This window comes from Streptomyces sp. PsTaAH-137, assembly GCF_003259365.1.
GTDB lineage: Bacteria > Actinomycetota > Actinomycetes > Streptomycetales > Streptomycetaceae > Streptomyces.
Map to the genome: position 1 here is coordinate 380067 of NZ_QLLY01000006.1, position 26571 is coordinate 406637.

Below are 26571 nucleotides of genomic sequence, written 5' to 3' on the forward strand. Positions count from 1 at the left end.
CGTGGCTGGTCGCGCAGTTCCCCGCGCCCCTGAGCGAGCGCAGCTCGCTCAGGGGCGCGGGGAACTGCGCGAGAAGCGGCCACCGGGCCGCAGACGAGGGGACACGGAGGGACCCGGTGCGAGCGGAGTGACCTGGCGCACAGGGGCTGCCGTACAGTTGAGCCCGGTCGATACCTGACCGCGGCAGATCGGAAGGGCAGCAGGCGTGAGCGTCGACGACTCGGGCTCCGGCACGGGTGGCCAAGGCGACCCCGAAGAGGCCGAAGAGCACACCGAGGATCAGGATCCCCTCGCCCTGCGGCTCGAAGGGCTCATCCTCGGCGCGGAGCGCCGCTACACCCCGTTCCAGGCGGCCCGCAGCGCGGGCGTCTCCATGGAGCTGGCCTCCCGGTTCTGGCGGGCCATGGGCTTCGCCGACATCGGGCAGGCCAAGGCGCTGACCGAGGCCGATGTCCTGGCGCTGCGCCGCCTCGCCGGTCTCGTCGAGGCGGGGCTGCTCAGTGAGGCCATGGCGGTGCAGGTGGCCCGGTCCACCGGGCAGACCACGGCGCGACTCGCCGAGTGGCAGATCGACTCGTTCCTGGAGGGGCTCACCGAGCCGCCGGAGCCGGGAATGACCCGTACCGAGGTCACGTATCCGCTGATAGAGCTGCTCCTGCCCGAGCTGGAGGAGTTCCTCGTCTACGTGTGGCGGCGGCAGCTGGCCGCGGCCACCGGGCGGGTCGTCCAGGCCGGGGACGACGAGGAGATGGTGGACCGACGGCTCGCCGTCGGCTTCGCCGACCTGGTCGGGTTCACGCGGCTGACCCGGCGGATGGAGGAGGAGGAGCTCGGCGAACTGGTCGAGGCCTTCGAGACCACGGCCGCCGACCTGGTCGCCGCGCACGGCGGGCGGCTCATCAAGACGCTCGGCGACGAGGTTCTGTTCGCCGCCGACGACGCCGGGATCGCGGGCGAGATCGCGCTGCGGCTCATCGAGACGATGAGCAACGACGAGACCATGCCGGAGCTGCGCGTCGGCATGGCGTTCGGGACCGTGACGACCCGGATGGGCGATGTCTTCGGCACCACCGTGAACCTCGCGAGCAGGCTGACCTCGATAGCGCCCCGGGACAACGTGCTCGTCGACGGCGCCTTCGCCGAGGAACTGATCCGCACCGGCGACGCGCCGACGTCGGAGGCCGAGGCCGCCGTCGAGGCGCAGAAGGCCGAGGAGCACGGCGAGGAGCCGCCGTCGTACCGGTTCGCGTTGCAGCCCATGTGGCAGCGGCCCGTACGTGGTCTCGGTGTCGTCGAGCCCTGGACGCTGACCCGCCGCACCTGACACCCTCCGGTTAACGCCAGTTAACCGCCAGTGGAGGTGCGCAGTCGTGGGTGAGGACCAGCGGTTCGGGGAGTTCGTCGGCGTCACACGGCACGAGGACGGCACCGTCGCCGAGCTGACGCTCGACCGGCCCAAGGCCATGAACGCCGTGTCCAGCGACATGGCCCGGTCCATCGGCGCCGCGTGCGAGGCGCTGGGTGCCGACAGCGGCGTACGGGTCGTGGTCGTCACCTCCAGCAGCGAGCGGGCCTTCTGTGTCGGCGCCGACCTGAAGGAGCGCAACTCCTTCTCGGACGCCGAGCTGGTCCGGCAGCGGCCGGTCGCGCGGGCCGCCTACACGGGCGTACTGGACCTGCCGATGCCGACGATCGCCGCGGTGCACGGCTTCGCGCTCGGGGGCGGGTTCGAGCTGGCGCTCGCCTGCGACCTGATCGTGGCCGACGCGAGCGCCGTGGTCGGGCTGCCCGAGGTGTCGGTCGGGGTGATTCCCGGCGGTGGCGGTACGCAGTTGCTGCCGCGCCGGGTCGGGGCCGCGCGCGCCGCCGAGCTGATCTTCACCGCGCGGCGCCTCGAAGCGCCGGAGGCGCGGGAGCTGGGGCTCGTCGACCAGCTCGTGGACGCGGGGCAGGACCGTACCGAAGCGCTCGCGCTGGCCGCCCGGATCGCCACCAACTCGCCCGTCGGGCTGCGCGCCGCCAAGCGGGCGCTGCGGCTCGGGCACGGGCTCGATCTGCGGGCCGGCCTTGAGGTGGAGGACGCGGCGTGGCGGTCCGTGGCGTTCTCGGGGGACCGGGCCGAGGGGGTCGCCGCGTTCAACGAGAAGCGGGCGCCTCGGTGGCCCGGGGTTTGAGCCCTGGGCGGTCCTTCGTCCGCGGGCCGGTGGCCGCTTCTCGCGCAGTTCCCCGCGCCCCTGGATGCGAGCTGCGCTCGCCCAGGAGCCCTTGATCGGGTGTACACAATTCACCGTAATGCCGGGAATGTCCCTAACCTGGACTAATGGGAGAGGATGTCCGGCTGCGGGCCGTCGTGATGCTCGCGCAGGGCATGGCGGCCGCGCAGTCCCCGCGGGAGTCCTGGCGGGCGGCCGCGCTCGGGGCCTGTCATGCGCTGTCGGGAAACTTCGCCGCGCTTTCGGTCTGGGAGCGCGAGCGCGGGCAGCTGCGGGTCCTCGCCAATGTCGGGGAGCGCACGGCCGGCGAGGAGGAGTTCCCGGAGGACGAGACCTATCCCGTGCACCAGTTCCCGGAGATCACCGAGTTTCTGCACGAGCGGTGGGCCGGGGGCGGCGAGCCCGACGCGTGGGTGGAGACCGCCGCGGGGCCCGTCGAGGACGCCGGGTACTGCCATCAGCGGGTGGCGGCGCTGCGCCGCCGGGGCCGCGGGAGCTGTGTCGTCGCGCCGGTCGTGCTGCACGGGCGGGCGTGGGGCGAGCTGTATGTCGCGCGGCCCCGCGGCGTCCCCGCGTTCGTCCCCGCGGACGCCGACCTCGCGACCGTACTGGCCTCCGTGGTGGCCGCCGGGCTCGCGCAGACCGAGCGCCTGGAGGAGGCCCGGCGGCTGGCCTTCACGGACGCGCTGACCGGCCTCGCGAACCGGCGGGCCGTCGACATACGCCTCGACCGGGCGGTGGAGCGGCACCGGGCCGAGGGCGCCGTGGTCAGCCTCGTGGTGTGCGACCTGAACGGGCTCAAGCGGGTCAACGACACCCTCGGGCACGCGATCGGCGACCGGCTCCTCGAACGGTTCGGGTCCGTGCTCTCGCTGTGCGGCGCGATGCTGCCCGGGGCGCTCGTGGCCCGGCTCGGCGGCGACGAGTTCTGCCTGCTGGCCGTCGGCCCGCCCGCCGACGACGTGGTGCGGGTCGGCGACGAGATCTGCTCGCGGGCGGCGGAGATGGACCTCGGCGAGGGCGTCGCGGTCGGCATCGCCTCGACCGGCGACCCGATCGGGGAGGTCAAAAGCGCGCGCCGGCTGTTCCGGCTCGCGGACGCCGCCCAGTACAAGGCCAAGGCGCTGCGCGCCGCGCGGCCGGTGGTCGCCGGGCGGGACGGCGGCCTCGACGATCCCGTGGTCCGGCTCGCCGACGCCCCGCCGCCGGTCACCGGGGAGCGGGAGCGGCGCCGGATCCGGGGTCTCGACCAGTAAGGGTCTTTCCCGGAACTCGGTCGTGACATCCTGAGATTCACTGCGTACGCTCCTGAATATGGATATGCACACTGTGGTGGTGGGGACGGCCGGGGTCACGGCCGCCGATGTCGTCGCCGTCGCCCGCCGCGACGCCCGGATCGAACTCTCCGCCGAGGCCGTCGCGGCGCTGACCGCGGCCCGCGAGATCGTCGACGCGCTCGCCGCGAAGCCCGAGCCGGTCTACGGCGTCTCCACCGGGTTCGGCGCCCTCGCCACCCGGCACATCAGCCCCGAGCTGCGCGCCCAGCTCCAGCGCAACATCGTGCGCTCGCACGCCGCCGGCATGGGCCCGCGCGTGGAGCGCGAAGTGGTGCGCGCGCTGATGTTCCTGCGCCTGAAGACCGTCTGCTCCGGACACACGGGCGTACGGCCCGAGGTCGCGCAGACGATGGCGGACGTGCTCAACGCCGGCATCACCCCGGTCGTCCACGAGTACGGCTCGCTCGGCTGCTCCGGCGACCTCGCCCCGCTCAGCCACTGCGCGCTCACGCTCATGGGCGAAGGGGACGCCGAGGGCCCCGACGGGGTCGTCCGGCCCGCCGGTGAACTGCTCGCCGCGCACGGCATCGCGCCGGTCGAGCTGCGCGAGAAGGAGGGGCTCGCCCTCCTGAACGGCACCGACGGCATGCTCGGCATGCTCGTCATGGCCCTCGACGACCTCGACAACCTCTACAAGGCCGCCGACGTCACCGCCGCGATGTCGCTCGAAGCGCTGCTCGGCACCGACAAGGTCCTCGCCCCCGAGCTGCACGCCATCCGCCCGCACCCGGGGCAGGCCGCCTCCGCCGCGAACATGCTGGCCGTGCTGAAGGGCTCGGAGCTCACCGGGCACCACCAGGACGACGCGCCGCGCGTGCAGGACGCGTACTCCGTGCGGTGCGCTCCGCAGGTCGCCGGGGCCGGGCGGGACACCATGGCGCACGCGCGGCTCGTCGCCGAGCGGGAGCTGGCCGCCGCCGTCGACAATCCCGTGGTGCTGCCCGACGGGCGCGTGGAGTCCAACGGCAACTTCCACGGTGCGCCGGTGGCCTACGTCCTCGACTTCCTCGCCATCGCCGCCGCCGACCTCGGCTCCATCGCCGAGCGGCGCACCGACCGGCTCCTCGACAAGAACCGCTCGCACGGCCTTCCGCCGTTCCTCGCGGACGACGCCGGGGTCGACTCGGGGCTCATGATCGCGCAGTACACGCAGGCCGCGCTGGTCAGCGAGCTGAAGCGGCTCGCCGTGCCGGCGTCGGTCGACTCGATCCCGTCCTCCGCGATGCAGGAGGACCACGTGTCCATGGGGTGGTCGGCGGCGCGCAAGCTGCGTACGGCTGTCGACAATCTCGCGCGGATCGTCGCCGTCGAGCTGTACGCGGCCTCCCGGGGGGTCGAGCTGCGGGAGGGACTGGTCGCCGCGCCCGCGTCCCGGGCCGTGATCGCTGCCGCTCGGGAGGCCGGGGTTCAGGGGGCCGGGCCCGACCGGTTCCTGGCGCCCGATCTCGCCGCCGCTGATGTGTTCGTGCGGAGTGGGGCGCTCGTCGAGGCTGTCGAGGCGGTGACCGGGGCGCTGGCCTAGGGGGTTCGCGCCTTCTCGTCTGCCGTGTGCGGACCGTTTGCGGGCGCGGGTGCGCTGCGGCTGGTCGCGCTCACGCGGCGGAGCCGCATATCGACACAGCCCCGCGCCCCTTACGGGGCGCCCCATCTATGGGGCGCTCCTACTCCACCGTGCGCTCCCTGCGGACCGAGTACGCCACGAACGCCACGCCCAGGCCCAGGAAGGCCGAGCCGCCGACGACGTACGGGGTCGTGTCCACCGTTCCCGTGTCGGCCAGGCGGAGTTGGTGGTCGGACTGGGTGTCGACCGTGGCGGCGGTGCGCTGCTGGTCGGCGGTGGTCGTGTTCCCCGGGGTCGCGGTGGCGCTGGGGACGAACCACAGGGCGCCGAGGAGCGTTCCGGCGGCGGTGGCGGTGAGCAGTGATCGACGTGCGACGGACACGGAAGCGATCCCCCTTGTGGCGCTGGCGAATTGGCCGTGTGGGCCGATCCTAGTGACAGGGGCGGGTCACGTGAAAGTCGCGCGGGTCGCGGGCCGTACGCTCCGCGTCATGAGTACTGATGAGACGTCACGCTTTGTTCGCCTGAAGGTGGAATTGGTCCTGGAGGTCGTCGACGGGGAGGCACTGACCGGCGGCGCCCTCCAGCGCGTCGCCGAGTCCGCCGCCGAGGGGGAGCTGCCGGAGGGCGAGCGGGCGCACGCGGAGAGCGCCGTGCAGGAGGACGAGGCGGAGGCCGTCGCGTACCTGGTGGACCCGTTCGACCTGGTCGCCGACGTGCCCGGTGCCGAACTCGTCCAGGCCTCGTGGTCCAGCGAACAGGTCGACTACGACCCCGATTCGCCGGACTGGGACCTCGACGAGGATGATGACGGGGAGGACATCGAGAACGACGTGTAGCGGCTGGTGCGACGGGGAACCCCGGGGCGGATACAGCCGCCCCGGGGTTCCGCTGTTACCACGGGTGCATCGCTGGTCACCCCAGTTTTCACGTGGTGTCCCCCACATCGGGGCTTCTCGGGAACGGGCCGGAGCGGTCATTGCGTTATGTATGGGTAGGGGGAACCCCTGTGTTCCTTCGGGGTGATCCCGGAAATCGGCGACGATGGAGAAGCGTGTGATGACGGACGGTAAGCGGCGCAAGGGTCTGATGGCCGCGTCCGCCCTGCTCGGCGGTGTTCTGGTGCTCTCTGCGTGCAGCGGTGGCGACGGCGACAGTGCCGCGTCGGGCAGCGGTGAGAAGACGCAGCAGCAGGCCGACGAGGCCGCGGCGAAGAAGACCTCCGAGGCCGACATCAAGATCGCGCCCAAGGACGGCTCCGACAACGCGAGCATCAACAACGCCGCCAAGGTCACCGTGAGCAAGGGCACGCTCACCGAGGTCACGATGACCACGGCCGACGGGACCGCCGTCGCGGGCCAGATAGCCGCGGACAAGAAGAGCTGGAAGCCGACGAACCAGCTGGAGCGCGCCACCTCGTACAAGATCGCCGCCGTCGCGAAGGACTCCGACGGCCGCGCCGCGCACGAGAACTCGCAGTTCACGACGGTCTCCCCGGCCAACAGCTTCATCGGCAACTTCACGCCGGAGGACGGCTCCACCGTCGGTGTCGGCATGCCCGTGTCGATCAACTTCGACAAGGCGATCACCAACAAGTCGGACGTGCAGTCCCACATCACCGTGTCGTCCAGCAGCGGCCAGGAGGTCGTCGGCCACTGGTTCAGCGCCAACCGCCTGGACTTCCGCCCCGAGGACTACTGGAAGGGCGGCTCCACCGTCACCCTCAAGCTCGACCTCGACGGCGTCGAGGGCGCGAGCGGCGTGACCGGCGTGCAGCAGAAGACGGTCACCTTCAAGGTCGGGCGCAACCAGGTCTCCACGGTCGACGCCAAGACCAAGCAGATGACCGTCACCCGTGACGGCAAGGTCGTCAAGACCATCCCGATCTCCGCCGGTTCGCCCGAGAACAAGACGTACGAGGGCCAGATGGTGATCTCCGAGAAGTTCAAGGAGACCCGGATGAACGGCGCGACGGTCGGCTTCACGGACGACGACGGCAAGGGCGAGTACGACATCAAGGACGTGCCGCACGCGATGCGCCTGTCGAACTCCGGCACCTTCATCCACGGCAACTACTGGGGCGCCAAGTCCATCTTCGGCTCGGTGAACACCAGCCACGGCTGCGTCGGCCTCTCCGACGCCAAGGGCGCCAATGACTCCAGCACCCCGGGCGCCTGGTTCTACGACAACTCGATGGTCGGCGACGTCGTCATCGTGAAGAACACCGGCGACAAGACGGTCCAGCCGGACAACGGCCTCAACGGCTGGAACCTGAGCTGGGCGGACTGGAAGGCCGGCTCCGCCGCCTGACCCGCCATCTCTCTCGCGGAACCCCGGTGCACCCCGTGCACCGGGGTTCCGCGCGTTCAAGGTCTCACCGTGTTTTTATCCGGCACACATGCAGACCGCATGCTGCTCACAGCTCACTGCCAAGCGCCGTCCTTACTGTCCGGTCCATGTTCCTCACCTACCTCAGGCGCGAATTGAGGCGGCGCCGGAAGGCGGCGCTCGTCGTCGCCTCCGGGCTCGCGCTCGGCATCGCGCTGGTCATCACGGTCACGTCGGTCTCGGCCGGGATGAAGCAGGCCCAGAGCAAGGTCCTCGAATCGCTCTACGGGCTCGGCACCGACATGACGGTGACCAAGGCCGCATCCGCTCCCAAGAGCGGCGACCGCCCCAACTTCAAGTTCGACGCCAACGGCGACGACGACTCCAGCAAGACGCAGTCGACCGACCGTGTCATGACGTCGGGTGGTCAGACACTGAAGTCGTCGCTGGTCGACGAGGTCGCGGACCAGAAGGGCGTCTCCGCCGCGACCGGCGCCCTGACCCTCAGCGTCATGAAGGTCTCCGGCCAGTTCACCCAGGGCCAGGCACAGAGCCAGTCCCAGGGGCAGGGCCAGGGCGGTCCCTCCGGTGAGGGTGGCGGCGGCGAGGGCGGCGTGCAGGGCGGCGGCGCCAACTTCGACGTCAACTCGTACTCCGTGTACGGCATCGACGTCGCGCACCAGGGCCTCGGCCCGCTCTCCACGATGGAGATCACCAAGGGGCGCACCTTCAAGTCGGCCGAGACGAACGCCAAGGTGGCGGTCCTGTCGAAGTCGTACGCCAAGGAGAACTCCAAGGCCGTCGGCGACACGCTCACCATCAACAAGGTGAAGTACAAGGTCATCGGCATCGCGCAGGCGAGCAGCAGCGACTCGACCGGCGACGTCTACCTGCCGCTGAAGCAGGCGCAGACGCTCGCCGACGCCAAGAACAAGGTCTCCACCATCTACGTGAAGGCCGCCGACTCCAAGCAGATCGACACCGTCAAGGCGACGATCAAGAAGAACATCTCGGGGACCACGGTCACCACCTCGTCCGACCTCGCCGACACCGTCTCCGGCTCGCTGTCGACCGCCTCCAACCTCGCCTCCAGCGTGGGCAAGTGGCTGTCCGTCGTGGTGCTCGCCGCGGCCGTCATCGTCGCCGCGCTGCTCACCTCGTCCGCGGTCTCCCGCCGCGTCCGCGAGTTCGGCACGCTCAAGGCGCTCGGCTGGAAGTCCGGCCGGGTCACCCGGCAGGTCGCCGGTGAGGCGATCGTCAACGGGCTCATCGGCGGTGTCCTCGGCATCGCGCTCGGCGTCGTCGCCGCGTACGCCGTCACGGCCTTCAGCCCGACCCTGACCGCGTCCCTCGGCTCCACCGGCGGTGGCGGCGGAGGCGGCATGGGCGGTCCCGGTGGCGGCGGTGGCATGGGCGGCGGCCCCGGCGGCGCCTCGTCCGCGGCCGGCACCATCGACGTCGCGCTCTCCGCGCCGGTCAGCCTCTCCACGATCGCGCTCGCCGCGGCCCTGGCGATCGGCGGCGGCCTGGTCGCCGGCGCGTACGGCGGCTGGCGGGCCTCGCGGCTGCGCCCCGCGGACGCGCTGCGCCGCGTCGAGTAGCCCCACCGCCCTTTCCCCCGACAGGAGTTCCACCATGTACGAACTGCGCGGCGTGACCAAGCAGTACAAGCGCGGCAAAGAGACCGTCGACGCCCTGCGCGGTGTCGACCTGACCGTGGAGGACGGCGGCCGGCTCGTCATCCAGGGCCCGACGGGCGGCGGCAAGTCGACGCTGCTCCAGATGCTGGGCGGCCTCGACCGGCCCACCGCGGGCAGCGTCCACCTCGACGGCACCGACCTCGCGACCCTCTCCGAGGCGAAGCTGACCAAGGTGCGCAGCGAGAAGATCGGCATCATCTTCCAGTCCTTCAACCTGATCCCGACGCTCACCGCGCAGGAGAACGTGGAGACCGCGCTGGTCCCGCTGGGGCTGAAGGTGGCGGAGCGGCGCGAGCGGGCGGCCGAGGCGCTGAAGTCCGTAGGGCTGGGGGAGCGGCTGACGCATCTGCCGTCCGAGATGTCCGGTGGCCAGCAGCAGCGTGTGGCCATCGCCCGCGCGCTGGTGAAGAACCCCAAGGTGCTCCTCGCGGACGAGCCCACCGGCAACCTCGACGAGTCCATGCGCGACGAGATCATGGACGTACTCGAAGGGCTGTGGCGCGAGCACAACCTGACGTTCATCATGGTCACCCACGACTCGACGCTGGCGAAGGCCGCGCCTCGGTTGGCGACCATCCGCAAGGGGCGGATCTCCGTCTCGGAGAACGTTCGCGCGGCCTAGCTTGGGCGCGGGTCCCGGGGCTCTGCCCCGGACCCCGCTCCTCAATCGCCGGAGGGGCTCGATCACCGGCGCTTGATTCGGGGTCTCATGCCGTTCTCATCCGGGCCTCACAGAACCCTTACAGCCGCTCAATACGGTTCCGCTGATTCCTGTCAGCGCCCCCGATCCCGCGGGCCGTCATCCGGCGAGGCTGCCACATGTTCTTCACCTACCTCAGGCGCGAGTTGCGCCGCCGCAGAAAGGCGGCCCTGGTCGTCGCCTCAGGGCTCGCCCTCGGCATCGCGCTCGTCATCGTCGTCAGTTCGGTGTCCTCCGGCATGAACAAGGCGCAGGACAAGGTCCTGCAGTCCCTGTACGGGCTCGGCACCGACATGACCGTCACCAAGGCGGCCGCGGCGCAGACCGGGGACAACGGGCGGCCGAACTTCAAGTTCGGAGCCCAGGACAGCGACTCCGACAAGGAGCAGTCCACCGACCGCGTCATGGTCCAGGGCTTCCAGACCCTCGCCTCCTCCACGGTCACCAAGGTCGCCGGGCAGAAGGGCGTCGCCGACACCGTGGGCGGCCTCAACCTCCAGGTCATGAAGGTCAGCGGGCAGTTCACGCGCGGCCAGTTCAAGCAGGACCAGAGCCAGGGCCAGCAGGGTCAGGGGCAGGGCGGTCCCGGCGGCCAGAACGGTGGCGGCAACGGCCAGCCGCAGGGCCGCGTCGAGGGCGGCGGCGCCAACTTCGACGTCAACTCCTTCTCGGTGTACGGCACCGACGTCACCAAGCAGAACCTCGGCCCGCTGACCACCTCGAAGATCAGCAAGGGCCGGACCTTCAAGACGTCCGAGACCGACGCCAAGGTGGCCGTGGCCGACGCCTCGTACGCCAAGGAGAAGAAGCTCGCCGTCGGCGACAACGTCACCATCCACGGTACGAAGTTCAAGGTCATCGGCGTCTCCACCGCGGACAGCGGCGACTCGGCGGCCAACCTCTACATCCCGCTGAAGCAGGCGCAGACCGTCGCCGACATGAAGAACAAGGTCACGACGGTCTACGTCAAGGCGACCGACTCCCAGCAGATCGACTCGGTGAAGTCGGCCATCAGCAAGAACGTCTCGGGCACCACGGTCACCACCTCCGCCGACCTCGCCAAGACCGTCTCCGGCTCGCTCTCCACGGCCTCCTCGCTCGCCTCGAACGTCGGCAAGTGGCTGTCCATCGCGGTGCTCGTGGCCGCGTTCCTCGTCGCGGGCCTGCTCACCTCCTCGGCGGTCTCCCGCCGCGTCCGGGAGTTCGGCACGCTCAAGGCGCTCGGCTGGAAGTCCGGCAGGGTCACCCGCCAGGTCATCGGTGAGGCCGTCGTCAACGGGCTCATCGGCGGCGTCCTCGGCATCGCGGTCGGCCTGGCCGGCGCCTACGTGGTCACCGCGATCAGCCCGACCCTCAGCGCGTCCCTCGGCTCGACCGGTGGCGGCGGTGGCGGCTTCGGCGGCGGGGGCGGCATGGGCGGTCCCGGCGGCGGTGGCCCCGGCGGGATGCGGCAGTCCGCGAGCAAGACCCTCGACATCGCGCTGACCGCGCCGGTCTCCGGCACCACCATCGCCCTCGCGGTCGGCCTCGCCGTCGCGGGCGGACTGATCGCCGGTGCGTTCGGCGGCTGGCGGGCCTCGCGCCTTCGCCCGGCGGACGCGCTGCGCCGCGTCGAGTAGTCCACCGGCCGACCCGACTTCCTTACGTACCACAGGAGTTGCCCCATGTATCAGCTCAGAGGCGTCATCAAGCAGTACCAGCGCGGCAGGGAGCGCATCGACGCGCTCGCCGGGATCGACCTGACCATTGGCGACGGCGACCGGCTCGTCATCCAGGGTCCGACCGGCGGCGGCAAGTCGACGCTGCTCCAGATGCTGGGTGGCCTCGACCGGCCCACCGCGGGCAGCGTCGAACTCGACGGCACCGACCTGGCCAAGCTGCCCGAGGCCCGGCTCACCAAGGTCCGCGCCGAGTCCATCGGGTTCGTCTTCCAGTCCTTCAACCTGATCCCGACGCTCACCGCGCAGGAGAACGTGGAGACCGCGCTGGTCCCGCTGGGCCTGAAGGTGGCGGAGCGGCGCGAGCGGGCGGCCGAGGCGCTGAAGTCCGTAGGACTGGGGGAGCGGCTGACGCATCTGCCGTCCGAGATGTCCGGCGGTCAGCAGCAGCGCGTCGCCATCGCCCGTGCACTGGTGAAGAACCCCAAGGTGCTCCTCGCGGACGAGCCCACCGGCAACCTCGACGAGTCCATGCGCGACGAGATCATGGACGTCCTGGAGACCCAGTGGAAGGAGCACGGGCTCACCTTCATCATGGTCACCCACGACTCGGCGATCGCCCGCAAGGCACCGCGCCTCGCGACGATCCGCAAGGGCCAGATCAAGATCACCGAGAACGAAAAGGCCAAGTAAAGAAAACCTGGTGATCGGTGCAACCCGGGAACCCCCTGAGCCATCTGTACGCCCGGGGGGTTTCTCATCAGGCCCCCTGCGGTGAACACCGTTCCCAGGGGGGAAAGTTGCACAGACAGCCACATTCTCGGACGCGTCGGGCGGCGCTCGTCGCGGGCGCCGCCGCCGTCGCCGTGACCGCGGGCGTCGCCCTGCCGGCGCACTCCGCGCCCGCGGCCGCCGCGCACCGCACAGGCGCGGGGCAGCAGTTCAAGCCCAAGACGCACATCACGCTGATCACCGGCGACCGGGTCGCGGTGGACGCCAAGGGCCGGCCGGCCGGGGTGGAGCCGGCCGCGGGGCGCGCGCACATACCCGTGCAGACCCGCACCGTCGCGGGACACACCTACGTGGTGCCGCTCGACGCGCAGCGCCTGATCGCCGCCGGAAAGCTCGACCAGCGGCTCTTCGACATCACGGAGCTGTCCAAGGCCTCGTACAAGAAGGCGCAGAAGAGCGGCCTCAAGGTCATCGTCGGCTACAAGGGCGCGGCGGCCGGTGCCCGGGCCGAGGTGCGCGACGCCGGTGACACGACCGTGCGCCGCTCGCTCAAGGCGCTGAACGCGGACGCGGTCACCACGCCGAAGTCCGACGCGGTGAAGCTGTGGGACGCCGTCACCGACCAGGACGGGTCCACCGCCTCCGGCGTGAGCCGCGTCTGGCTCGACGGCATCCGCCGGGCGAGCCTGGACAAGTCCGTGCCGCAGATCGGCGCGCCCACCGCCTGGGCCGCCGGATACGACGGCAAGGGCGTCAAGATCGCCGTGCTCGACACCGGCGTCGACGCCACGCACCCCGACCTGAAGAGCCAGGTCGTCGAGTCGAAGAACTTCTCCGCCGCCCCGGACGCCACCGACCACTTCGGCCACGGCACCCATGTCGCGTCCATCGCGGCCGGTACGGGCGCGAAGTCGGGCGGGAAGTACAAGGGCGTCGCCCCTGGTGCCAAGCTGCTCAACGGCAAGGTGCTCGACAACGACGGCTTCGGCGACGACTCCGGCATCCTCGCGGGCATGGAGTGGGCGGCCGCGCAGGGCGCCGACATCGTCAACCTCAGCCTGGGCGGCGGCGACACCGCCGAGATCGACCCCCTTGAGGCCGAGGTCAACAAGCTGTCGCAGGAGAAGGGCATCCTCTTCGCCATCGCGGCGGGCAACGAGGGCCCGAACTCGATCGGTTCGCCCGGCAGCGCCGACGCCGCGCTGACCGTCGGCGCCGTCGACGACAAGGACAAGCTCGCCGACTTCTCCTCCACCGGGCCGCGCGTCGGCGACGCCGGCATCAAGCCGGACGTGACCGCGCCGGGCGTCGACATCACCGCGGCCGCCGCGCCGGGCAGCGTCATCGCCCAGGAGGTCGGCGAGAAGCCGGCCGGGTACCTGACCATCTCGGGTACGTCGATGGCGACGCCGCATGTCGCCGGTGCCGCCGCGATCCTCAAGCAGCAGCACCCGGACTGGACGTACACGCAGCTCAAGGGCGCCCTGGTCGGCTCGGCCAAGGGCACCGCGGGGCTCACCCCGTTCCAGCAGGGCAGCGGGCGGATCCAGGTCGACAGGGCCATCGAGCAGACCGTGTTCGCCGAGTCGGTCTCCGTCGGGTTCGGCGTCGCGCAGTGGCCGCACACCGACGACAAGCCCGCCACCAAGCCGGTCACGTACCGCAACACCGGCACGAAGGACGTCACCCTCGACCTGACGGTCCAGGGCACGGGCCCGAAGGGGCAGCCGGCTCCGGCGGGCTTCTTCACGCTCGGCTCGACGAAGGTGACGGTCCCCGCGGGCGGCACCGCCTCCGTCGACGTGACCGCCGACACCCGCCTCGGCGGCACCGCCGACGGCGCCTACTCGGCGTACATCACGGCGACCGGCGACGGCCAGACCGTGCGCACCGCCGCCGCGGTGCAGCGCGAGATCGAGTCGTACGACGTCAAGCTCACGCACCTCGGCCGCGACGGCAAGCCGCTGTCGACGTACCTGAGCGACCTGATCGGCTACACCGGGCTCGGCAAGGACCAGGTCTTCTCCGCGGAGCCCAGCGACTCCGGCACGGTGACGCTGCGCGTGCCCAAGGGCGACTACCTCCTGGACGCGTGGCTCGCCAAGGACGTCGTCGACTTCAAGGGCGGCGTCGACTGGTTCGTCCAGCCCAAGCTGGCCGTCACCAAGAACATCACGCTGACGCTGGACGCCCGTAAGACCAAGAAGGCCGACATCACCGTGCCGGACACGGCGGCGAAGCCGGTCAGCGCGAGCATCGCCTACGCCTATGACCCGGCGGAGATCGGTCTCGTCCTGCAGCTCGGCTCGTTCGCGGACGTCCGCATGGCGGGCCTCGGCCCGGACGTGTCGAGCGGGCTGTCGCAGACCTGGTTCGGCCAGTGGCGCAAGGGAAGCTCCGCCGAGTACGACGTGGCGACCGCGGCCAAGGTCAAGCACATCGTCGGCGACAAGTCGAAGCACTTCAAGAAGTCCGAACTCGCCACGGTGGCCAACACGCTGGGCTCGTCGGTGGCCGGGAAGACCGGCGCGCTGACGCCGGTCGGCGTGCTCGCCGACGACCTCGTCTTCGGCGCCCCCGTCGAGCAGAAGCTGCCGGGCACCCGCACCCTGTACCTGTCGGCCGGTGAGCGCGTCCAGTGGACGTACGACTTCCTGCAGTTCGCGGGCAAGGACGCCGACGGCAACCCGGTCCCGGACGCCTCGTACTCGCTGGGCACCCCGCAGACCTTCAAGGCGGGCAGCAAGTACGCGAAGACGTTCAACACGGCCGTCTTCGCGCCGCGCGTGGGCGGTGACTACGGGCTCTTCCGCGACGGCAACGACATCGCCGGCTACGTGCCGCTGTTCGCCGACGGCAAGACGCACGCGGGCTCCTCGGACGTCACCTCGGTGGCGACGACGCTGTACCGCAACGGCACCAAGATCGGCTCGAACAAGGACCCGCTCTACGGCGAGCCGTTCACCGTGCCCTCCGGCGACGCCGCGTACAAGCTGACCACGTCGGTGAAGCGCAGCACCAAGGTGTCGGCGGTGTCCACCCGGGTCGACGCGACCTGGACGTTCCGCTCGAAGAAGACCGCCGACTTCGTCACGCTCCCGGCGGCCGGCGTCCGCTTCACCCCCGCGGTCGGCTCCGACAGCCGCGCCACGGCGGGCAAGACCCAGTCCGTCCCGGTCACCGTGACCGGTGCGGCGGCCGGCTCGAAGCTCAAGTCGCTGTCGGTCTACGTCAGTTACGACGACGGCAAGAACTTCAAGAAGGTCACCGTCAAGAGCGGCAAGGTCAGCGTGAAGAACCCGGCCAAGGGCAAGGGCATCACGCTCCGCGCCAAGATCACCGACAAGAAGGGCAACACGTCGACGATCACGATCTACAAGGCGTATCTCGGCAAGTGATGTGACGAGCGTTCCCCGCGCCCCTCCAGGGGTGCGGGGAACTGCGCGAACGGCCACGACGGGAGCCGCGGGAGACAGGCCCTAGTGGGGCACCTGCGTGGCGTCGGCACCCCAGCTGGCCAGCAGTCGCAGCGCCTCCGCCGAGGCCGTCCCCGGTTCCGCGTGGTACACGGACAGGAACTGCCCGTCGTCGTCCGGCAGGTGCAACGTCTCGTAGGACAAGGTCAGTTCACCGACCAGCGGATGCCGCATCCGCTTCACCCCGTGCCCCTTCTCCTTCACGTCGTGCGTGGCCCACAGCTTCCTGAACTCCTCGCTCTTGACGGAGAGTTCACCCACCAGCGCCGACAGCTCCGGGTCGTCCGGGTTGCGTCCCGCGTAGAGCCGCAGATAGCTGACCATGTCCGATGCCTTCTGCTCCCAGTCGCGGAACAGCTCGCGGGAGGCCGGGTCGAGGAACGTCAGCCGCGCCCAGTTCCGCTCGGCCGCCGCCAGCGCGCCCCAGTCGCCGAAGAGGGCCGCCGCCATCCGGTTCCAGGCCAGGATGTCCGAGCGCGCCCCGCCGATGTACGCGGGCACACCCTCCAGGTTCTCCAGCAGATGCCGCAGCGCCGGCCGCACCTGCTGCTGCCGCCGGGGCGCCCGCTGCTTGCGCCGGGTCTGCGTCGGCTTCGCCAGATGGACCAGATGGGCGTGCTCGGTGTCGCTCAGCCGCAGGGCGCGCGCGATCGCGTCGAGCACCTCCGCCGACACATTGCGCCCGTTGCCCTGCTCCAGGCGGGTGTAGTACGCGACCGAGACCCCGGCCAGCTGGGCCAGCTCCTCGCGGCGCAGTCCCGGGACCCGGCGGTGCCGCCCGGCCGACGGGAGCCCCACGTCCTCGGGCTTGAGCCGGGCCCGCCGGGTGCGCAGGAACTCGCTGAGCTCGGCGCGGCGGTCCAGGGTCGGGTTGTCGTCCATGCTGTCCAGTATTCCCGGTCGTACGACAGTGAGCCTGACCCCGCCAGTAGTAGGACCACTGGTCGTACGCAAAGGGGTGACCTGCGCGGATGTCGCAGCAGGGGTCCGGCTCGGGCAGGCTGGAATCCATGACCACCACTGTTGCCGCATACGCCGCGCCCAGCTCCAAGGCCCCGCTGGAGCGCACCACCATCGAGCGCCGTGACGTCCGCGAGCACGACGTTCTGATCGACATCAAGTTCGCCGGAATCTGCCACTCCGACATCCACCAGGCCCGTGAGGGCTGGGGCGAGGCCATCTTCCCGATGGTCCCCGGGCACGAGATCGCCGGTGTCGTCGAGGCCGTGGGTTCCGGTGTCACCAAGTTCAAGGTCGGCGACCGGGTCGGCGTCGGCTGCATGGTCGACTCCTGCCGCGAGTGCGAGAACTGCCTGGCCGGCAACGAGCAGCACTGCCTGCGGGGCAACGTCGGCACGTACAACGCCGTCGGCCACGACGGGGAGCCCACCTACGGCGGCTACTCGCAGAAGGTCGTCGTCGACGAGGCGTACACCCTGCGCATCCCGGACGGCCTGTCGCTGGACGTGGCCGCGCCGCTGCTCTGCGCCGGCATCACCACGTACTCCCCGCTCAAGCGCTGGGGCGCGGGCCCGGGCCGCAAGGTCGCCGTGGTCGGCCTGGGCGGCCTCGGTCACATGGCCGTCAAGCTGGCGCACGCCATGGGCGCCGAGGTGACCGTCCTGTCGCAGTCGCTGCGCAAGAAGGACGACGGCCTGAAGCTGGGCGCCGACCACTACTACGCGACCAGCGACGAGCAGACCTTCAAGGACCTGGCCGGTTCCTTCGACGTCATCCTCTCCACGGTGTCCGCACCGCTGAACTTCGGCGCCTACCTGAGCCTGCTGAAGACGAACGGCGCCCTGGTGAACGTCGGCGCCCCCGAGGAGCCGATCTCGCTCAACCTGTTCTCGCTGATCGGCGGCAACAAGGTGCTCGCCGGCTCCGCGATCGGCGGCATCGCCGAGACCCAGGAGATGCTCGACTTCTGCGCCGAGCACAACCTCGGCGCCGAGATCGAGCTGATCGAGGCCAGCCAGGTCAACGAAGCGTACGAGCGTGTCATCAACTCCGACGTGCGCTACCGCTTCGTGATCGACACGGCCACCATCTGAGCCCGTGCTGAACCACCTCTCATGACCTGAGAGGTAATCGACGCCCTCCCCGGGCTCCCGGCAGGATCCCCCTACCTGCCGGACCCGAGGAGGGCTCGCTCATGACCGCCTACGCCATCGCCGTACTGCGCCCCACCCAGCCGCCGCACCCCGACGTCCTGGAGTACATCGAGCGCGTCCAGGGGACCTTCGAGCCCTACGGCGGCCGCTTCCTGTCGCACGGCAAGCAGGGGGAGTGGATGGAGGGGGAGCGCCTCGGCGACCTGGTCATCGTCGAGTTCCCGGACCTGGACCGCGCCCACGCCTGGTACGGCTCCGACGCCTACCGGGAGATCCTGCCGCTGCGCGCGGACCACATCCCCGGCGAGCTGGTCATCCTGGACGGGGTGCCGGCGGGGTACGACGCGGGGCGCACGGCGGCGCTGCTGCGGGGGACACCGGCGGAAGCCGTCGTGTGACACCCCCGGCCGGTGTGATGTGCCACAGCGCGGAGCTGTCACGGGAGGCGGGGCGGCCGGGGTCTTGTGTGCGAAGGCGGCCACGGAGGCCGCCACCACAGGAGGCCACCATGAACGCGCGCTTCAACCTCTTCGACAGCCCGACCGCGGCGAAGGTCGCCAAGCGTTTCTACAACGTCTCGCTCGCCCTGGAGGGCTCCACGCTCCCCAAGACCCTGCGGGAACTGGTGCAGCTGCGGGTCAGCCAGCTCAACGGCTGCGGCTTCTGCGTCGACGCCCACACCAAGGAGGCCGCGCTCGCGGGCGAGAGCGCGGTGCGCATCAACCTCGTCGCGGCCTGGCGCCACACCACGGTGTTCACCGACGCCGAGCGCGCGGCGCTGGCCCTCGCCGAGGAGGGCACCCTCCTCGGCGACCACGGCGTCTCCGACGAGACCTGGGACGCGGTGCGCAAGCACTACGACGACGACGAGGTCGGCACCCTGGTCTGCCTGGTCTCCCTGATCAACGCGGCGACCAGGATGAACGTGATCGTGCACCTCGCCGGCGGCTCCTACGAGCCGGGCATGTTCGCCGCCGTGGCGGACTGAGGAGGGGATCAGGGCACAAGGTGCCCGAGGTCCAACCCGGACACGGGATAAGGCCGTTCGGCGGGAAGCAGCCGGGCGGCCCGTTCCTCGTCCCCGTCACCGACGGCGGCCCGCACCTCCCGCGCGAGCGCCGTCACGTCCGTGATGCCGACCGTCCACTCGTCCGCGTACAGCGGCACGGCCGCACCGGACAGCCCGAGCTGCAACGACCGGTGCGCCAGCGGCCGCAGCGACAGATCCCGCTCGGGGTCCCACTGCACCCGCGCAGGCGACCGCTTCAACTCCCTTTTCCAGGAAGCCTGATCGTCGTGCACCTCGCGCGTGTAGCTCGACAGGCACGCGTGCCGCAGCGCCCACTCGAACCCCTCCCGCGAGATCTCCACGGCGAGCACGACCTCCTGCCCCGGCTTCTCCGCCCAGCCGCAGCGGTACATCATCCACAGGAACGACGGCTTGATCCACGTCATCCGGTCCCGCTTCCACAGCGCGGGAAAGCGCCCGTCGCGGGCTGCGGGAAGGCCGATCCCGGGCGCGTACGCCTGGTAGACGGTGATCGTCGACTCCGTGTACGCGGCGCGGATCTCATGGCGTGGTGCTGCTGTCATGGTATTCAGGATGTGGCGGCGCGGGTGGGGAGGCCAGCGGTTTTCTGTGCGGGCCGACCGTGGTCCTCCGCGACCTCGCACCACACCGTCTTGTCGTACGTCCCCTGCCGTACGCCCCATCGCAGCGCGACCGCGCCGACCAGCGCCAGCCCGCGCCCCGACTCGTCGTCGGGCACCGCGTGCAGGAGCACGGGCAGTGCGCGCGGGTCGGGGTCGGTGACCTCGATCCGCGTACGGCCGTCGCCCTCCTGCCGCACGAGCACGGTCACCGGTGTCCCCTCCCCGAGATGGTCGATCACGTTCGTCACCAACTCGCTGACGCAGAGCTGCACTTCGAAGCCGTGGCCGCGCAGCTTGTGCCGCAACTCGGGTACGGCCTTCGGGGTGGCCAGCAGGTCGATCCTCGTGGGCTGAGGCGGGTGGGGGCCGGTCATGGGCGGACGCCTTTCTGTGCCGGGTGCCGTGTGCTCTGTGTGACGAACTACTCACACCTTGACGTCGGTCCACGTACCGTAAAAGGGATTCCGTGTCCGCAGACCGGCCTGCGGACGCCTCTCACCCGGACGGTGAACGAGGGCGCGACGCAGGGACATCGACGGCTCCATGAGCGTCCCGACCTTCTACGGCAAGGAGCTGCGCTGGAAGCGCGAGGCCGCGGGGCTCTCCCTGGAGGACCTGGTACGGGGGAGTTACTACGGCAAGACGTACCTCAGCGACATCGAGCGGGGGGAGCGCCGGATGCCGCTTGATCTGGCGCGGCATGCTGATCAAGTGCTGGGTACGGACGGTTACTTCGAGCGCAACTGTGAGGATGTGCGCAGGGCGCGGAGGGGTACACACGCCGAGTACTTCGCGGACGTGCTCGCCTCGGAGCGGCGTGCGATGGAGATCGAGGAATGGGGGCCGTGCCTGCTCCCCGGCCCGCTCCAGCTGGAGCCGTACATCCGGGCAGTGGTACTGGCCGCCCACCCGTCGACCTCCGACGACCTGCTGGCGGCGAAGGTCGCGGACAGGCGCAGCCGCGCCGATCTCGTCGAAGAGTCGGACGGCCCGGAGACCTGGGCCGTGTTGCACGAGTCGATCCTTCACGAACCGGTCCTCCCACAGGGGGAGATGGCGGAACAGCTTGCCCACGTGGCGGCGCTCGCCCGTAAACGCCGATTCATTCCGCAGATCCTTCTGCGGAATGCGGGGCCGCACCCCTTCATGATGGGCACGGCGAGGTTCTTGACCTTTCCTGACGAACCACCGCTCATGTACACGGAGAGCATGTACAGCGGGCAGTTGATCGATGACCCCGCTCTCGTGCGGCAGTATGCGAAGGCGTACGACCGCCTCAGAGCCACCGCTCTCGCTCCAGAGGCGTCCATCAGGCTGATCGAAGCAGCGGCGGAGGACTACCGAAATGGCAAGCACCCCGAACGATTCGAACCCCCGACTGTGGCGTAAGAGCAGCTACAGCAACGGCGATGGCGGTCACTGCGTCGAGGTCGCCGACGGAGTCCCCGGTGTCGTCCCGGTCCGCGACAGCAAGAACCCGGGCGGCCCGGTCGTCACCGTCACCGGCAACGCCTGGCGGGCGTTCGTCGACTCGCTGTGAACTCAGCGCAAGCGATCACGGTCAGGGGCGGGCGGATCACCGAGATCCGTCCCTACTGTTGGGACCCCTGCAGGTACTGCGCCCGGCCGTAGCCGAGAGACCAGTCGGCCTCGCGGTTCTCATGGATCACGATGAAGACGTTGTGCGGTGCGACCTGAGTCCGCTCGGTGAGCCGCCGGCAGATCTGCGCGTACATCTGACGCTTCTGCTCGTCGGTCCGGCCACCCCGCATCGTGATGTCGATGTAGACGATGCCGTCGTCGCGAGGGACGTCGAGATAGGTCCCGTGCCGAAGTGCTCCGGCCGTGCCGTCATGGTTGGTCAGGATCTGGAACCGGTCCTCGGGCGGGAACCCCATGGACTCGGTGAGGGCCTGTTGGACGGCATCTCCGACAGCGTCGAGACGAGACGGCTCCATCCGCAGGACATCGATACGGACCAGAGGCATCGAGATCACCCTCCCAGGCAGGGCCCTTGTGTATTCGAGCAGGCGATCACCAGTGGTCGCACCATGACTGTACATACCAATAGGTACAGGATGCCACCAAGTCATTGCCGGCGTCTGGGGGCTACCCGTGCGGCCCGATCGTCACCGTCACCGGTACAGCCGTGTGGGCGTTCGTCGACTCGCTCTGAACGCCCCGGCGGCCCTGCACCTCCGGATAATGTTGATTGGTGTACCGGGTTGTGGGGACAGCCGGAGCGCCTTGGGGAGGGCATGCGGAACATGAGTCGTCGTTCTGGTGGCGTAGTCGGCGTATGGGCCGAGATGCAGAGGCAGCAGCAGCGTCAGGCGGAGACCGAGGCCCGGCGGCAGCGGCTCGAACAGCAGCAGGCCCGCGCCCACCAGCGCCGAGCCGCCCAGAGCCACCGCGAGTACCGGCAGGCCGAGGCGGCCCGCCGTACAGAGGAGCTGGACGCGCAGATCGCCGCTCTCCAGAGCCTCCTCGTCACCGGGTGCCGGACGCCCGCCTTCAGCGTGTCGTCGCTGATGCGGCCTGAGCGGGTCGCACCGTTCGCGCCGGGGCAGTTGGGGCAGCCGGTGCCCATGCCGGTCAGCGACCATTACCAGGCACAGGGCGGCTGGACAGCCAGTCGCCGCGCCCAGGCCCAGGTCGAGGCGAGGGCGCGCTTCGAACGCGACTGGCACGCAGCACAGGCCGCTGAGGCGCGACGCCTCCAGCAACTTGCCGAGTACCAGAGGGAGTACGAGCGGTGGGCGGACGACCAACTGGCCGACACCCGGCGGCACAACGCCGGTATCGCCGAGCTGACAGAGCGGGTACGCCGACGCGACCCTGATGGCGTGGTCGAATACTTCTCGGCGGCGCTCTACGCATCCACCGCGTGGCCGGAGGGATTTCCCCGCCAAGTTGTCGCCGCCTTTGACCCAGCGGCCGGACAACTGGTGCTGGACTGGGAGCTCCCGGGCTACGACGTCGTCCCCGAGGCCAAGGCCGTCCGCTATCTGTCCAGCACGGACCAGGACAAGGAGACACCGCGACCGGTCGGCCAGCGCCGTTCGGTGTACCGCGAAGTCCTGGCGCAGTGCATGCTGCTCGTACTGCACGACGTCTTCGCTGCGGACGAGTCCGGCGTGATCGAGTCCGTGACACTGAACGGTTTTGTGGACGGACACGATCCGGCGACGGGCAGGCCGGGACGCATCTACCTCGCGACCGTGATGGCTCCGCGCGCGACCTTCCGCGGGCTGCACATCGAGCAGGTGGACCCTGGTAGCTGTCTGGCTGATGCGCTGCGCGGACAACTGTCCACCCGTCCGGACCAATTGGCGTCGGTGCGGCCGGGGCGTGTACCGGACGACATCGGACAGCGAATCGTCACCCACGGAACGGACGACGACCCGGATCTGTACGCCATGGATCCGATCGCGTTCGAGAACCTGGTCGCCGAGCTGTTTCGCGCCATGGGGATGCAGGCAGTCACGACCCAGCGTTCCAACGATGGTGGTGTGGATGTCGACGCTCTTGATCCGGCACCGATCACGGGCGGCCGAATCGTCGTTCAGGTGAAGCGCTACCGCAACACTGTGCCTCCGACAGCGGTCCGCGACCTGTACGGCACGGTCCAGGACGCCGGCGCCAACAAAGGTGTGCTGGTCACGACATCGAGGTTCGGCCCGGGCTCGCACACGTTCGCCAACGGTAAGCCGCTGGAACTGATCTCGGGAGCGGAACTCGTCGACCTGCTCCATCGTCACGGCCTCCGTGGACGCCTGGGCGACAGCGCCTCGCCCGCCGCGGCGGCTCCCACGGCGACGATTCCGGACCCCCGGCTTCCCGACGACTACAACGTCCTGGGCATGTCGTGGACTGGAGACGTCAGCCTCGATGTCTGCGCCCTCGTCTGCCGGGACAACCGGGTGCTCAGCGACGACCACTTCGTGTTCTTCAACAACCGGCAGACTCCTGACGGTTCCGTGCGCGCCCTTTCTGCCACCGCACCGGACAAGGCCGCCATCTGCGTCTCCTTCGACGGACTGCCCGCCGCCGCCAACCGGTTCGTGCTGGTGGCTGCCGTCGACCCGGAGGCCGACCCCGACGCGGACCTCTCCGGGTTCACGAACGCCGGTATCCGACTGCTGGACCCCGCGCTCACGGAACTGGGTCGGCTGGAAGTCTCCGACGGCCGGTCGGGCGAGACGGCCCTCGTCCTCGGCTCGTTCCGCCACCGCCCCAACGGAGACTGGGATTTCGTCCTCGGGGGCAAGGGCTACACGGGCGGCCTGGAAGAGCTCGTGCGCGATTTCGGCATCGACGTCGAGTGAGCAGCCGAAATGGCAAGCAGCTGCAACGACTTAACGGCCGGGCGCCCCGAAACGCGCCAGAAGGTGCCACACCTTCTTGACCGCCTGCGGGTCATGACGGCCGGTGCGCGCGGCATCCCCGACGATGCGGGGATCGAGTACGCCGTCGACGGCGATGCGCGCGCCCAGGTCGACGTACTCCTGACCCCGGTAGCCGGGGTGCCGGCGCAGTTCCTGGACCGTGAGCCGGAAACCGGGGTGCCACTCCACGGGACAGCCCAGGCGCAGAGCCGCGGCCTCCACATCGGTGCCTCGGTAGCAGGGATCCAGGACCAGCGCCTCCATGTGGCGGTCCGGCCGGACCTCGCCGTGGACCTGCGCCTCGATGTAGTCGTCGAGGTCGTCCTGGCGATCGGCGAGGGCGAGCTCGACGAGCCCCATCCGCGCCGCGACACCGAAATCAGAGGGCTCCAGGAAACTGTCCGGGTAGCAGAACGTGGTCCGCGCCAGCGTGGCGGCGGCCAGCCGGAAATGGGCCGAGCCGAACCGTGGCGCCCCGCCGACCGGCTTGCGGCGGAAGTTCAACGCGCCGTAGACGGGCCGCTCATGAGCCGGGGCCTCGTCGTAGGCACCGTCGAAGATCCGGCTCTCCCAGCGCCATCGGTCGCCGCCCGGATGCGCGGTCAGCCCACCGTTGCTGGTCCCGGTGACGAACTGCGAGCGGTAGACGCCGTCCTGGACCATGGCGTCCAGGATCGGCGTGCCGTTCAGGAGCCGGTCCGGATGGAAGTTGAGAGTCACCCGTGACGCGGGGTCGACCGGGGACCCGGACGACAGCCCCGCGACATGGCCGAGGGCGCGTTCCCGTGCTGTCAGAGAGGCTGCGGAGGTCATGCGCGCAGTGTTCCGCAGGACGATCGGCCTGCGCACGCGGATTGTCTACCGGTGCCCCACCGGGCACGACACCCCGGTCCCCCCGATCCCGCAGTACCCGCCCGGATTCCTGTCCAGGTACTGCTGGTGCTCCGGCTCCGCCGGATAGAAGGGGCGGTCGGCGGCCGGGAGGATCGCCGTCGTGATCGTGCCGTGTCCCGAACCGGTCAGCACCTGCTGGTACGCCGCACGCGAGGCCTCCGCCGTGGCGGCCTGTTCGGGGGAGTGGGTGTAGACCGAGGAGCGGTACTGGGTGCCCACGTCGTTGCCCTGGCGGAAGCCCTGGGTCGGGTCGTGGTTCTCCCAGAAGAGCTTGAGCAGGGACTCGTACGGGATCACCGACGGGTCGTGGACGACGCGGACCGCCTCCGCGTGGCCCGTCAGGCCCGAGCAGACCTCCTCGTAGGCGGGGTTCTCCGTGTGGCCGCCCTGGTAGCCGACGAGCGTCGTCCACACGCCCGGTGCCCGCCAGAAGACGCGCTCGGCGCCCCAGAAGCAGCCGAGCGCGAAGTCGGCGACGGCCAGGCCCTCGGGGTACGGGCCCACCAGCGGGGTGCCGAGGACCGTGTGGCGGTCCGGGACGGAGTAGCCGGGGTCGGGGCGGCCGCGCAGGGCCTGCTCGGGGGTGGGCAGGACCGGGGTCCGGCCGGAGAATGTCATGGGGTGCAGCCTCCCGGAGGTCGACGTCACCCCCGACAACAAGCGGGGCGCGGCCCGCGATTCCGGGGTCAGGCCGACAAGGTCGCCGGACTGCCCCCGTTCGCCTCGTAACCGGCCACGGCCAGCGCCCGGTACACGGCGTACGACGCCGCAGGATCGGCCTCCGCCGTCCACGGCACGGCGCCCACGTGCCCGTCCACCCGCACGAGCTGCTGCATCGCCTCCGACCAGCGCTCGCCGCGCACCAGGAAGAACACCAGGAGATGCCGTACGTGGGCGAGCATCGGGTCGTCGGGACGGGCCGCGTGCACCGCGAACAGGGCGCCGTGCACGGCCTTGGAGACGACCTCGCTCTCGTAGAAGCCGCGCACCAGGTTCAGATCGGGCATGTGCTCGTACAGCGCGAAGAGCGGCAGCGCCGCCAGCAGCGAGCCGCGCGGGGCGCGCGCCGCGGCGGCCTCGGCGAAGGCGAACGCCTGCTCGCGCGAGCCGTGCCACTTCTCGCACCAGTAGCGCAGCCCCGCCAGGTGCGCGCCCATGTGCCCGGGCGCGGTGTCCAGGATCTTCAGCCAGACCTGCTCGAACTCCGACTGCGAGTAGCCGAGCCCGCGGGCCACCGCGAGATGCGTGATGTGCGGGACCGGGTCACCCGGCGCCAGCAGCGCGGCCTGCTCAAGGGCGCCGCGCGCCTCCTCCAGGATGATCCGCTGCTCGTCCTCGGTGCCGCCCCCGCGCCACGCCTGCTGCACCAGGAACTCGGCGAACACCTGTGCCCCGCCCGCGTCCTTGGGCTGCTGCGAGCGCCAGGCGTGCAGCCACCCGGCGCCGAGCCGCGGCGTCTGCGCCAGCTCGATGGCGGCGGCCCCGGCGATCGCCTGCACCCGCTCCCACCGGGTCTCGGTCTCCTTGCCGGTCCCGGCCAGCAATTGCGAAGCGGCCGTGAAATCCTGATTGCGCTGGACGACGGCCATCACGTCGAGCAGATCCTGGTCGGGGCCGGGCAGCCGGACATCCAGGTCCTCCTGTCGCATGAACCCGTAGTCCGCCGGATCGGCGGCGTCCGGCGACCCCGGTGCCACCTGACGGATGCCGCCGCGCCTGCGCAGCATCACCACCCAGGCGATCATCAGCACGGCCATCAGCCCCCAGAGAATTCCCATGCTTCAAAGCTAACCGAGGCGGCGACGGCTCCACGGCCC

Annotated in this window: 25 protein-coding genes; 17 read left to right on the forward strand and 8 right to left on the reverse strand. The window is 70.4% G+C overall.

Annotated features, from left to right (window positions below):
• The first annotated feature begins 205 nt into the window (after positions 1–205).
• From K377_RS16300 to hutH, 4 genes are all read left to right on the forward strand, one after another.
• Entirely contained in the window at positions 206–1324 is a 1119-nt protein-coding gene (locus K377_RS16300; protein WP_111664047.1) for an adenylate/guanylate cyclase domain-containing protein, read from the forward strand.
• A gap of 46 nt (positions 1325–1370) precedes the next feature.
• On the forward strand, positions 1371–2174 hold the full coding sequence (locus K377_RS16305; protein ID WP_111664048.1) for an enoyl-CoA hydratase/isomerase family protein: 804 nt from the start codon (positions 1371–1373) through the stop codon (positions 2172–2174).
• 146 nt (positions 2175–2320) lie between these two features.
• Entirely contained in the window at positions 2321–3469 is a 1149-nt protein-coding gene (locus tag K377_RS16310) for a sensor domain-containing diguanylate cyclase (protein ID WP_111664049.1), read from the forward strand.
• Between the two features lie 64 nt (positions 3470–3533).
• A complete protein-coding gene (gene hutH / locus K377_RS16315; protein ID WP_111664050.1) occupies positions 3534–5072 on the forward strand; it encodes a histidine ammonia-lyase in 1539 nt (512 codons plus the stop codon).
• A 139-nt stretch (positions 5073–5211) separates the two neighbouring features.
• Here the strand turns inward: hutH and K377_RS16320 are convergent, their stop codons facing one another.
• On the reverse strand, positions 5212–5493 hold the full coding sequence (locus tag K377_RS16320) for a hypothetical protein (protein ID WP_258395053.1): 282 nt from the start codon (positions 5491–5493) through the stop codon (positions 5212–5214).
• A 109-nt stretch (positions 5494–5602) separates the two neighbouring features.
• Here K377_RS16320 and K377_RS16325 point away from each other — a divergent pair, with 109 nt between their 5' ends.
• The 7 genes from K377_RS16325 (at position 5603) to K377_RS16355 (ending at position 15627) form a co-directional block, all read left to right on the forward strand.
• Positions 5603–5950 carry a hypothetical protein gene (locus K377_RS16325; RefSeq protein ID WP_111664205.1) on the forward strand — a complete coding sequence of 116 codons (348 nt, stop codon included), beginning with the start codon at positions 5603–5605 and terminating at the stop codon, positions 5948–5950.
• 205 nt (positions 5951–6155) lie between these two features.
• Complete coding sequence (locus K377_RS16330; RefSeq protein WP_111664051.1) at positions 6156–7421, forward strand: Ig-like domain-containing protein; 1266 nt, start codon at positions 6156–6158, stop codon at positions 7419–7421.
• 146 nt (positions 7422–7567) lie between these two features.
• Entirely contained in the window at positions 7568–9040 is a 1473-nt protein-coding gene (locus K377_RS16335) for an ABC transporter permease (RefSeq protein WP_111664052.1), read from the forward strand.
• Positions 9041–9074: 34 nt separating this feature from the next.
• Positions 9075–9761, forward strand: a complete 687-nt coding sequence (locus K377_RS16340) for an ABC transporter ATP-binding protein (RefSeq protein ID WP_111664053.1) — start codon at positions 9075–9077, stop codon at positions 9759–9761.
• Positions 9762–9958: 197 nt separating this feature from the next.
• A complete protein-coding gene (locus tag K377_RS16345; RefSeq protein WP_111664054.1) occupies positions 9959–11458 on the forward strand; it encodes an ABC transporter permease in 1500 nt (499 codons plus the stop codon).
• Positions 11459–11503: 45 nt separating this feature from the next.
• Complete coding sequence (locus K377_RS16350; RefSeq protein ID WP_111664055.1) at positions 11504–12190, forward strand: ABC transporter ATP-binding protein; 687 nt, start codon at positions 11504–11506, stop codon at positions 12188–12190.
• A 107-nt stretch (positions 12191–12297) separates the two neighbouring features.
• On the forward strand, positions 12298–15627 hold the full coding sequence (locus K377_RS16355; protein ID WP_111664056.1) for a S8 family peptidase: 3330 nt from the start codon (positions 12298–12300) through the stop codon (positions 15625–15627).
• 81 nt (positions 15628–15708) lie between these two features.
• On the opposite strand, the gene K377_RS16360 is transcribed toward K377_RS16355, so the two are convergent.
• Positions 15709–16596, reverse strand: coding sequence for a helix-turn-helix transcriptional regulator (locus K377_RS16360; protein WP_111664206.1), 888 nt, complete (start codon positions 16594–16596; stop codon positions 15709–15711).
• Positions 16597–16715: 119 nt separating this feature from the next.
• Between K377_RS16360 and K377_RS16365 the strand changes: the two genes are divergently transcribed.
• From K377_RS16365 to K377_RS16375, 3 genes are all read left to right on the forward strand, one after another.
• Positions 16716–17759 (forward strand): NAD(P)-dependent alcohol dehydrogenase, encoded by a 1044-nt coding sequence (locus K377_RS16365; protein WP_111664207.1) that lies wholly within the window; start codon positions 16716–16718, stop codon positions 17757–17759.
• 101 nt (positions 17760–17860) lie between these two features.
• Positions 17861–18217, forward strand: a complete 357-nt coding sequence (locus tag K377_RS16370) for a DUF1330 domain-containing protein (RefSeq protein ID WP_111664057.1) — start codon at positions 17861–17863, stop codon at positions 18215–18217.
• 110 nt (positions 18218–18327) lie between these two features.
• Positions 18328–18807 carry a carboxymuconolactone decarboxylase family protein gene (locus K377_RS16375; RefSeq protein WP_111664058.1) on the forward strand — a complete coding sequence of 160 codons (480 nt, stop codon included), beginning with the start codon at positions 18328–18330 and terminating at the stop codon, positions 18805–18807.
• Between the two features lie 8 nt (positions 18808–18815).
• On the opposite strand, the gene K377_RS16380 is transcribed toward K377_RS16375, so the two are convergent.
• Entirely contained in the window at positions 18816–19412 is a 597-nt protein-coding gene (locus tag K377_RS16380) for a DUF4291 domain-containing protein (protein ID WP_111664059.1), read from the reverse strand.
• A 5-nt stretch (positions 19413–19417) separates the two neighbouring features.
• Complete coding sequence (locus K377_RS16385) at positions 19418–19846, reverse strand: ATP-binding protein (RefSeq protein ID WP_111664060.1); 429 nt, start codon at positions 19844–19846, stop codon at positions 19418–19420.
• Between the two features lie 169 nt (positions 19847–20015).
• Between K377_RS16385 and K377_RS16390 the strand changes: the two genes are divergently transcribed.
• Complete coding sequence (locus K377_RS16390) at positions 20016–20861, forward strand: helix-turn-helix transcriptional regulator (protein ID WP_111664061.1); 846 nt, start codon at positions 20016–20018, stop codon at positions 20859–20861.
• Positions 20818–21012 (forward strand): DUF397 domain-containing protein, encoded by a 195-nt coding sequence (locus K377_RS16395; RefSeq protein WP_111664062.1) that lies wholly within the window; start codon positions 20818–20820, stop codon positions 21010–21012. The genes K377_RS16390 and K377_RS16395 overlap by 44 nt, the downstream gene beginning before the upstream one ends.
• A gap of 52 nt (positions 21013–21064) precedes the next feature.
• Here K377_RS16395 and K377_RS16400 read toward each other — a convergent pair whose 3' ends face one another.
• A complete protein-coding gene (locus K377_RS16400; RefSeq protein WP_111664208.1) occupies positions 21065–21460 on the reverse strand; it encodes a tautomerase family protein in 396 nt (131 codons plus the stop codon).
• Positions 21461–21739: 279 nt separating this feature from the next.
• On the opposite strand from K377_RS16400, the gene K377_RS16405 reads away from it, so the two are divergent.
• The gene (locus K377_RS16405) at positions 21740–23800 is read left to right on the forward strand and encodes a restriction endonuclease (protein WP_181512581.1); all 2061 of its coding nucleotides are present in this window, start codon (positions 21740–21742) and stop codon (positions 23798–23800) included.
• A gap of 30 nt (positions 23801–23830) precedes the next feature.
• On the opposite strand, the gene K377_RS16410 is transcribed toward K377_RS16405, so the two are convergent.
• From K377_RS16410 to K377_RS16420, 3 genes are all read right to left on the reverse strand, one after another.
• Positions 23831–24673: a DUF3626 domain-containing protein gene (locus K377_RS16410; protein ID WP_111664064.1), complete on the reverse strand. Its 843-nt coding sequence runs from the start codon at positions 24671–24673 to the stop codon at positions 23831–23833.
• Between the two features lie 45 nt (positions 24674–24718).
• Positions 24719–25372, reverse strand: a complete 654-nt coding sequence (msrA, locus tag K377_RS16415) for a peptide-methionine (S)-S-oxide reductase MsrA (protein ID WP_111664065.1) — start codon at positions 25370–25372, stop codon at positions 24719–24721.
• A 68-nt stretch (positions 25373–25440) separates the two neighbouring features.
• Positions 25441–26532 carry a hypothetical protein gene (locus K377_RS16420; RefSeq protein WP_111664066.1) on the reverse strand — a complete coding sequence of 364 codons (1092 nt, stop codon included), beginning with the start codon at positions 26530–26532 and terminating at the stop codon, positions 25441–25443.
• Positions 26533–26571: the final 39 nt, after the last annotated feature.

Bases quoted from the DNA above. Each gene is read 5' to 3' on its own strand.
- K377_RS16405 (WP_181512581.1), top strand. From the start codon at position 21,740: ATGAGTCGTCGTTCTGGTGGCGTAGTCGGCGTATGGGCCGAGATGCAG.
- K377_RS16325 (WP_111664205.1), top strand. From the start codon at position 5,603: ATGAGTACTGATGAGACGTCACGCTTTGTTCGCCTGAAGGTGGAATTG.
- K377_RS16400 (WP_111664208.1), bottom strand. From the start codon at position 21,460: ATGCCTCTGGTCCGTATCGATGTCCTGCGGATGGAGCCGTCTCGTCTC.
- K377_RS16365 (WP_111664207.1), top strand. From the start codon at position 16,716: ATGACCACCACTGTTGCCGCATACGCCGCGCCCAGCTCCAAGGCCCCG.
- K377_RS16350 (WP_111664055.1), top strand. From the start codon at position 11,504: ATGTATCAGCTCAGAGGCGTCATCAAGCAGTACCAGCGCGGCAGGGAG.
- K377_RS16385 (WP_111664060.1), bottom strand. From the start codon at position 19,846: ATGACCGGCCCCCACCCGCCTCAGCCCACGAGGATCGACCTGCTGGCC.
- K377_RS16410 (WP_111664064.1), bottom strand. From the start codon at position 24,673: ATGACCTCCGCAGCCTCTCTGACAGCACGGGAACGCGCCCTCGGCCAT.
- K377_RS16420 (WP_111664066.1), bottom strand. From the start codon at position 26,532: ATGGGAATTCTCTGGGGGCTGATGGCCGTGCTGATGATCGCCTGGGTG.
- K377_RS16395 (WP_111664062.1), top strand. From the start codon at position 20,818: ATGGCAAGCACCCCGAACGATTCGAACCCCCGACTGTGGCGTAAGAGC.
- K377_RS16330 (WP_111664051.1), top strand. From the start codon at position 6,156: ATGGAGAAGCGTGTGATGACGGACGGTAAGCGGCGCAAGGGTCTGATG.
- hutH (WP_111664050.1), top strand. From the start codon at position 3,534: ATGCACACTGTGGTGGTGGGGACGGCCGGGGTCACGGCCGCCGATGTC.
- K377_RS16310 (WP_111664049.1), top strand. From the start codon at position 2,321: ATGGGAGAGGATGTCCGGCTGCGGGCCGTCGTGATGCTCGCGCAGGGC.
- K377_RS16345 (WP_111664054.1), top strand. From the start codon at position 9,959: ATGTTCTTCACCTACCTCAGGCGCGAGTTGCGCCGCCGCAGAAAGGCG.
- msrA (WP_111664065.1), bottom strand. From the start codon at position 25,372: ATGACATTCTCCGGCCGGACCCCGGTCCTGCCCACCCCCGAGCAGGCC.
- K377_RS16370 (WP_111664057.1), top strand. From the start codon at position 17,861: ATGACCGCCTACGCCATCGCCGTACTGCGCCCCACCCAGCCGCCGCAC.
- K377_RS16340 (WP_111664053.1), top strand. From the start codon at position 9,075: ATGTACGAACTGCGCGGCGTGACCAAGCAGTACAAGCGCGGCAAAGAG.
- K377_RS16375 (WP_111664058.1), top strand. From the start codon at position 18,328: ATGAACGCGCGCTTCAACCTCTTCGACAGCCCGACCGCGGCGAAGGTC.
- K377_RS16390 (WP_111664061.1), top strand. From the start codon at position 20,016: ATGAGCGTCCCGACCTTCTACGGCAAGGAGCTGCGCTGGAAGCGCGAG.
- K377_RS16380 (WP_111664059.1), bottom strand. From the start codon at position 19,412: ATGACAGCAGCACCACGCCATGAGATCCGCGCCGCGTACACGGAGTCG.
- K377_RS16335 (WP_111664052.1), top strand. From the start codon at position 7,568: ATGTTCCTCACCTACCTCAGGCGCGAATTGAGGCGGCGCCGGAAGGCG.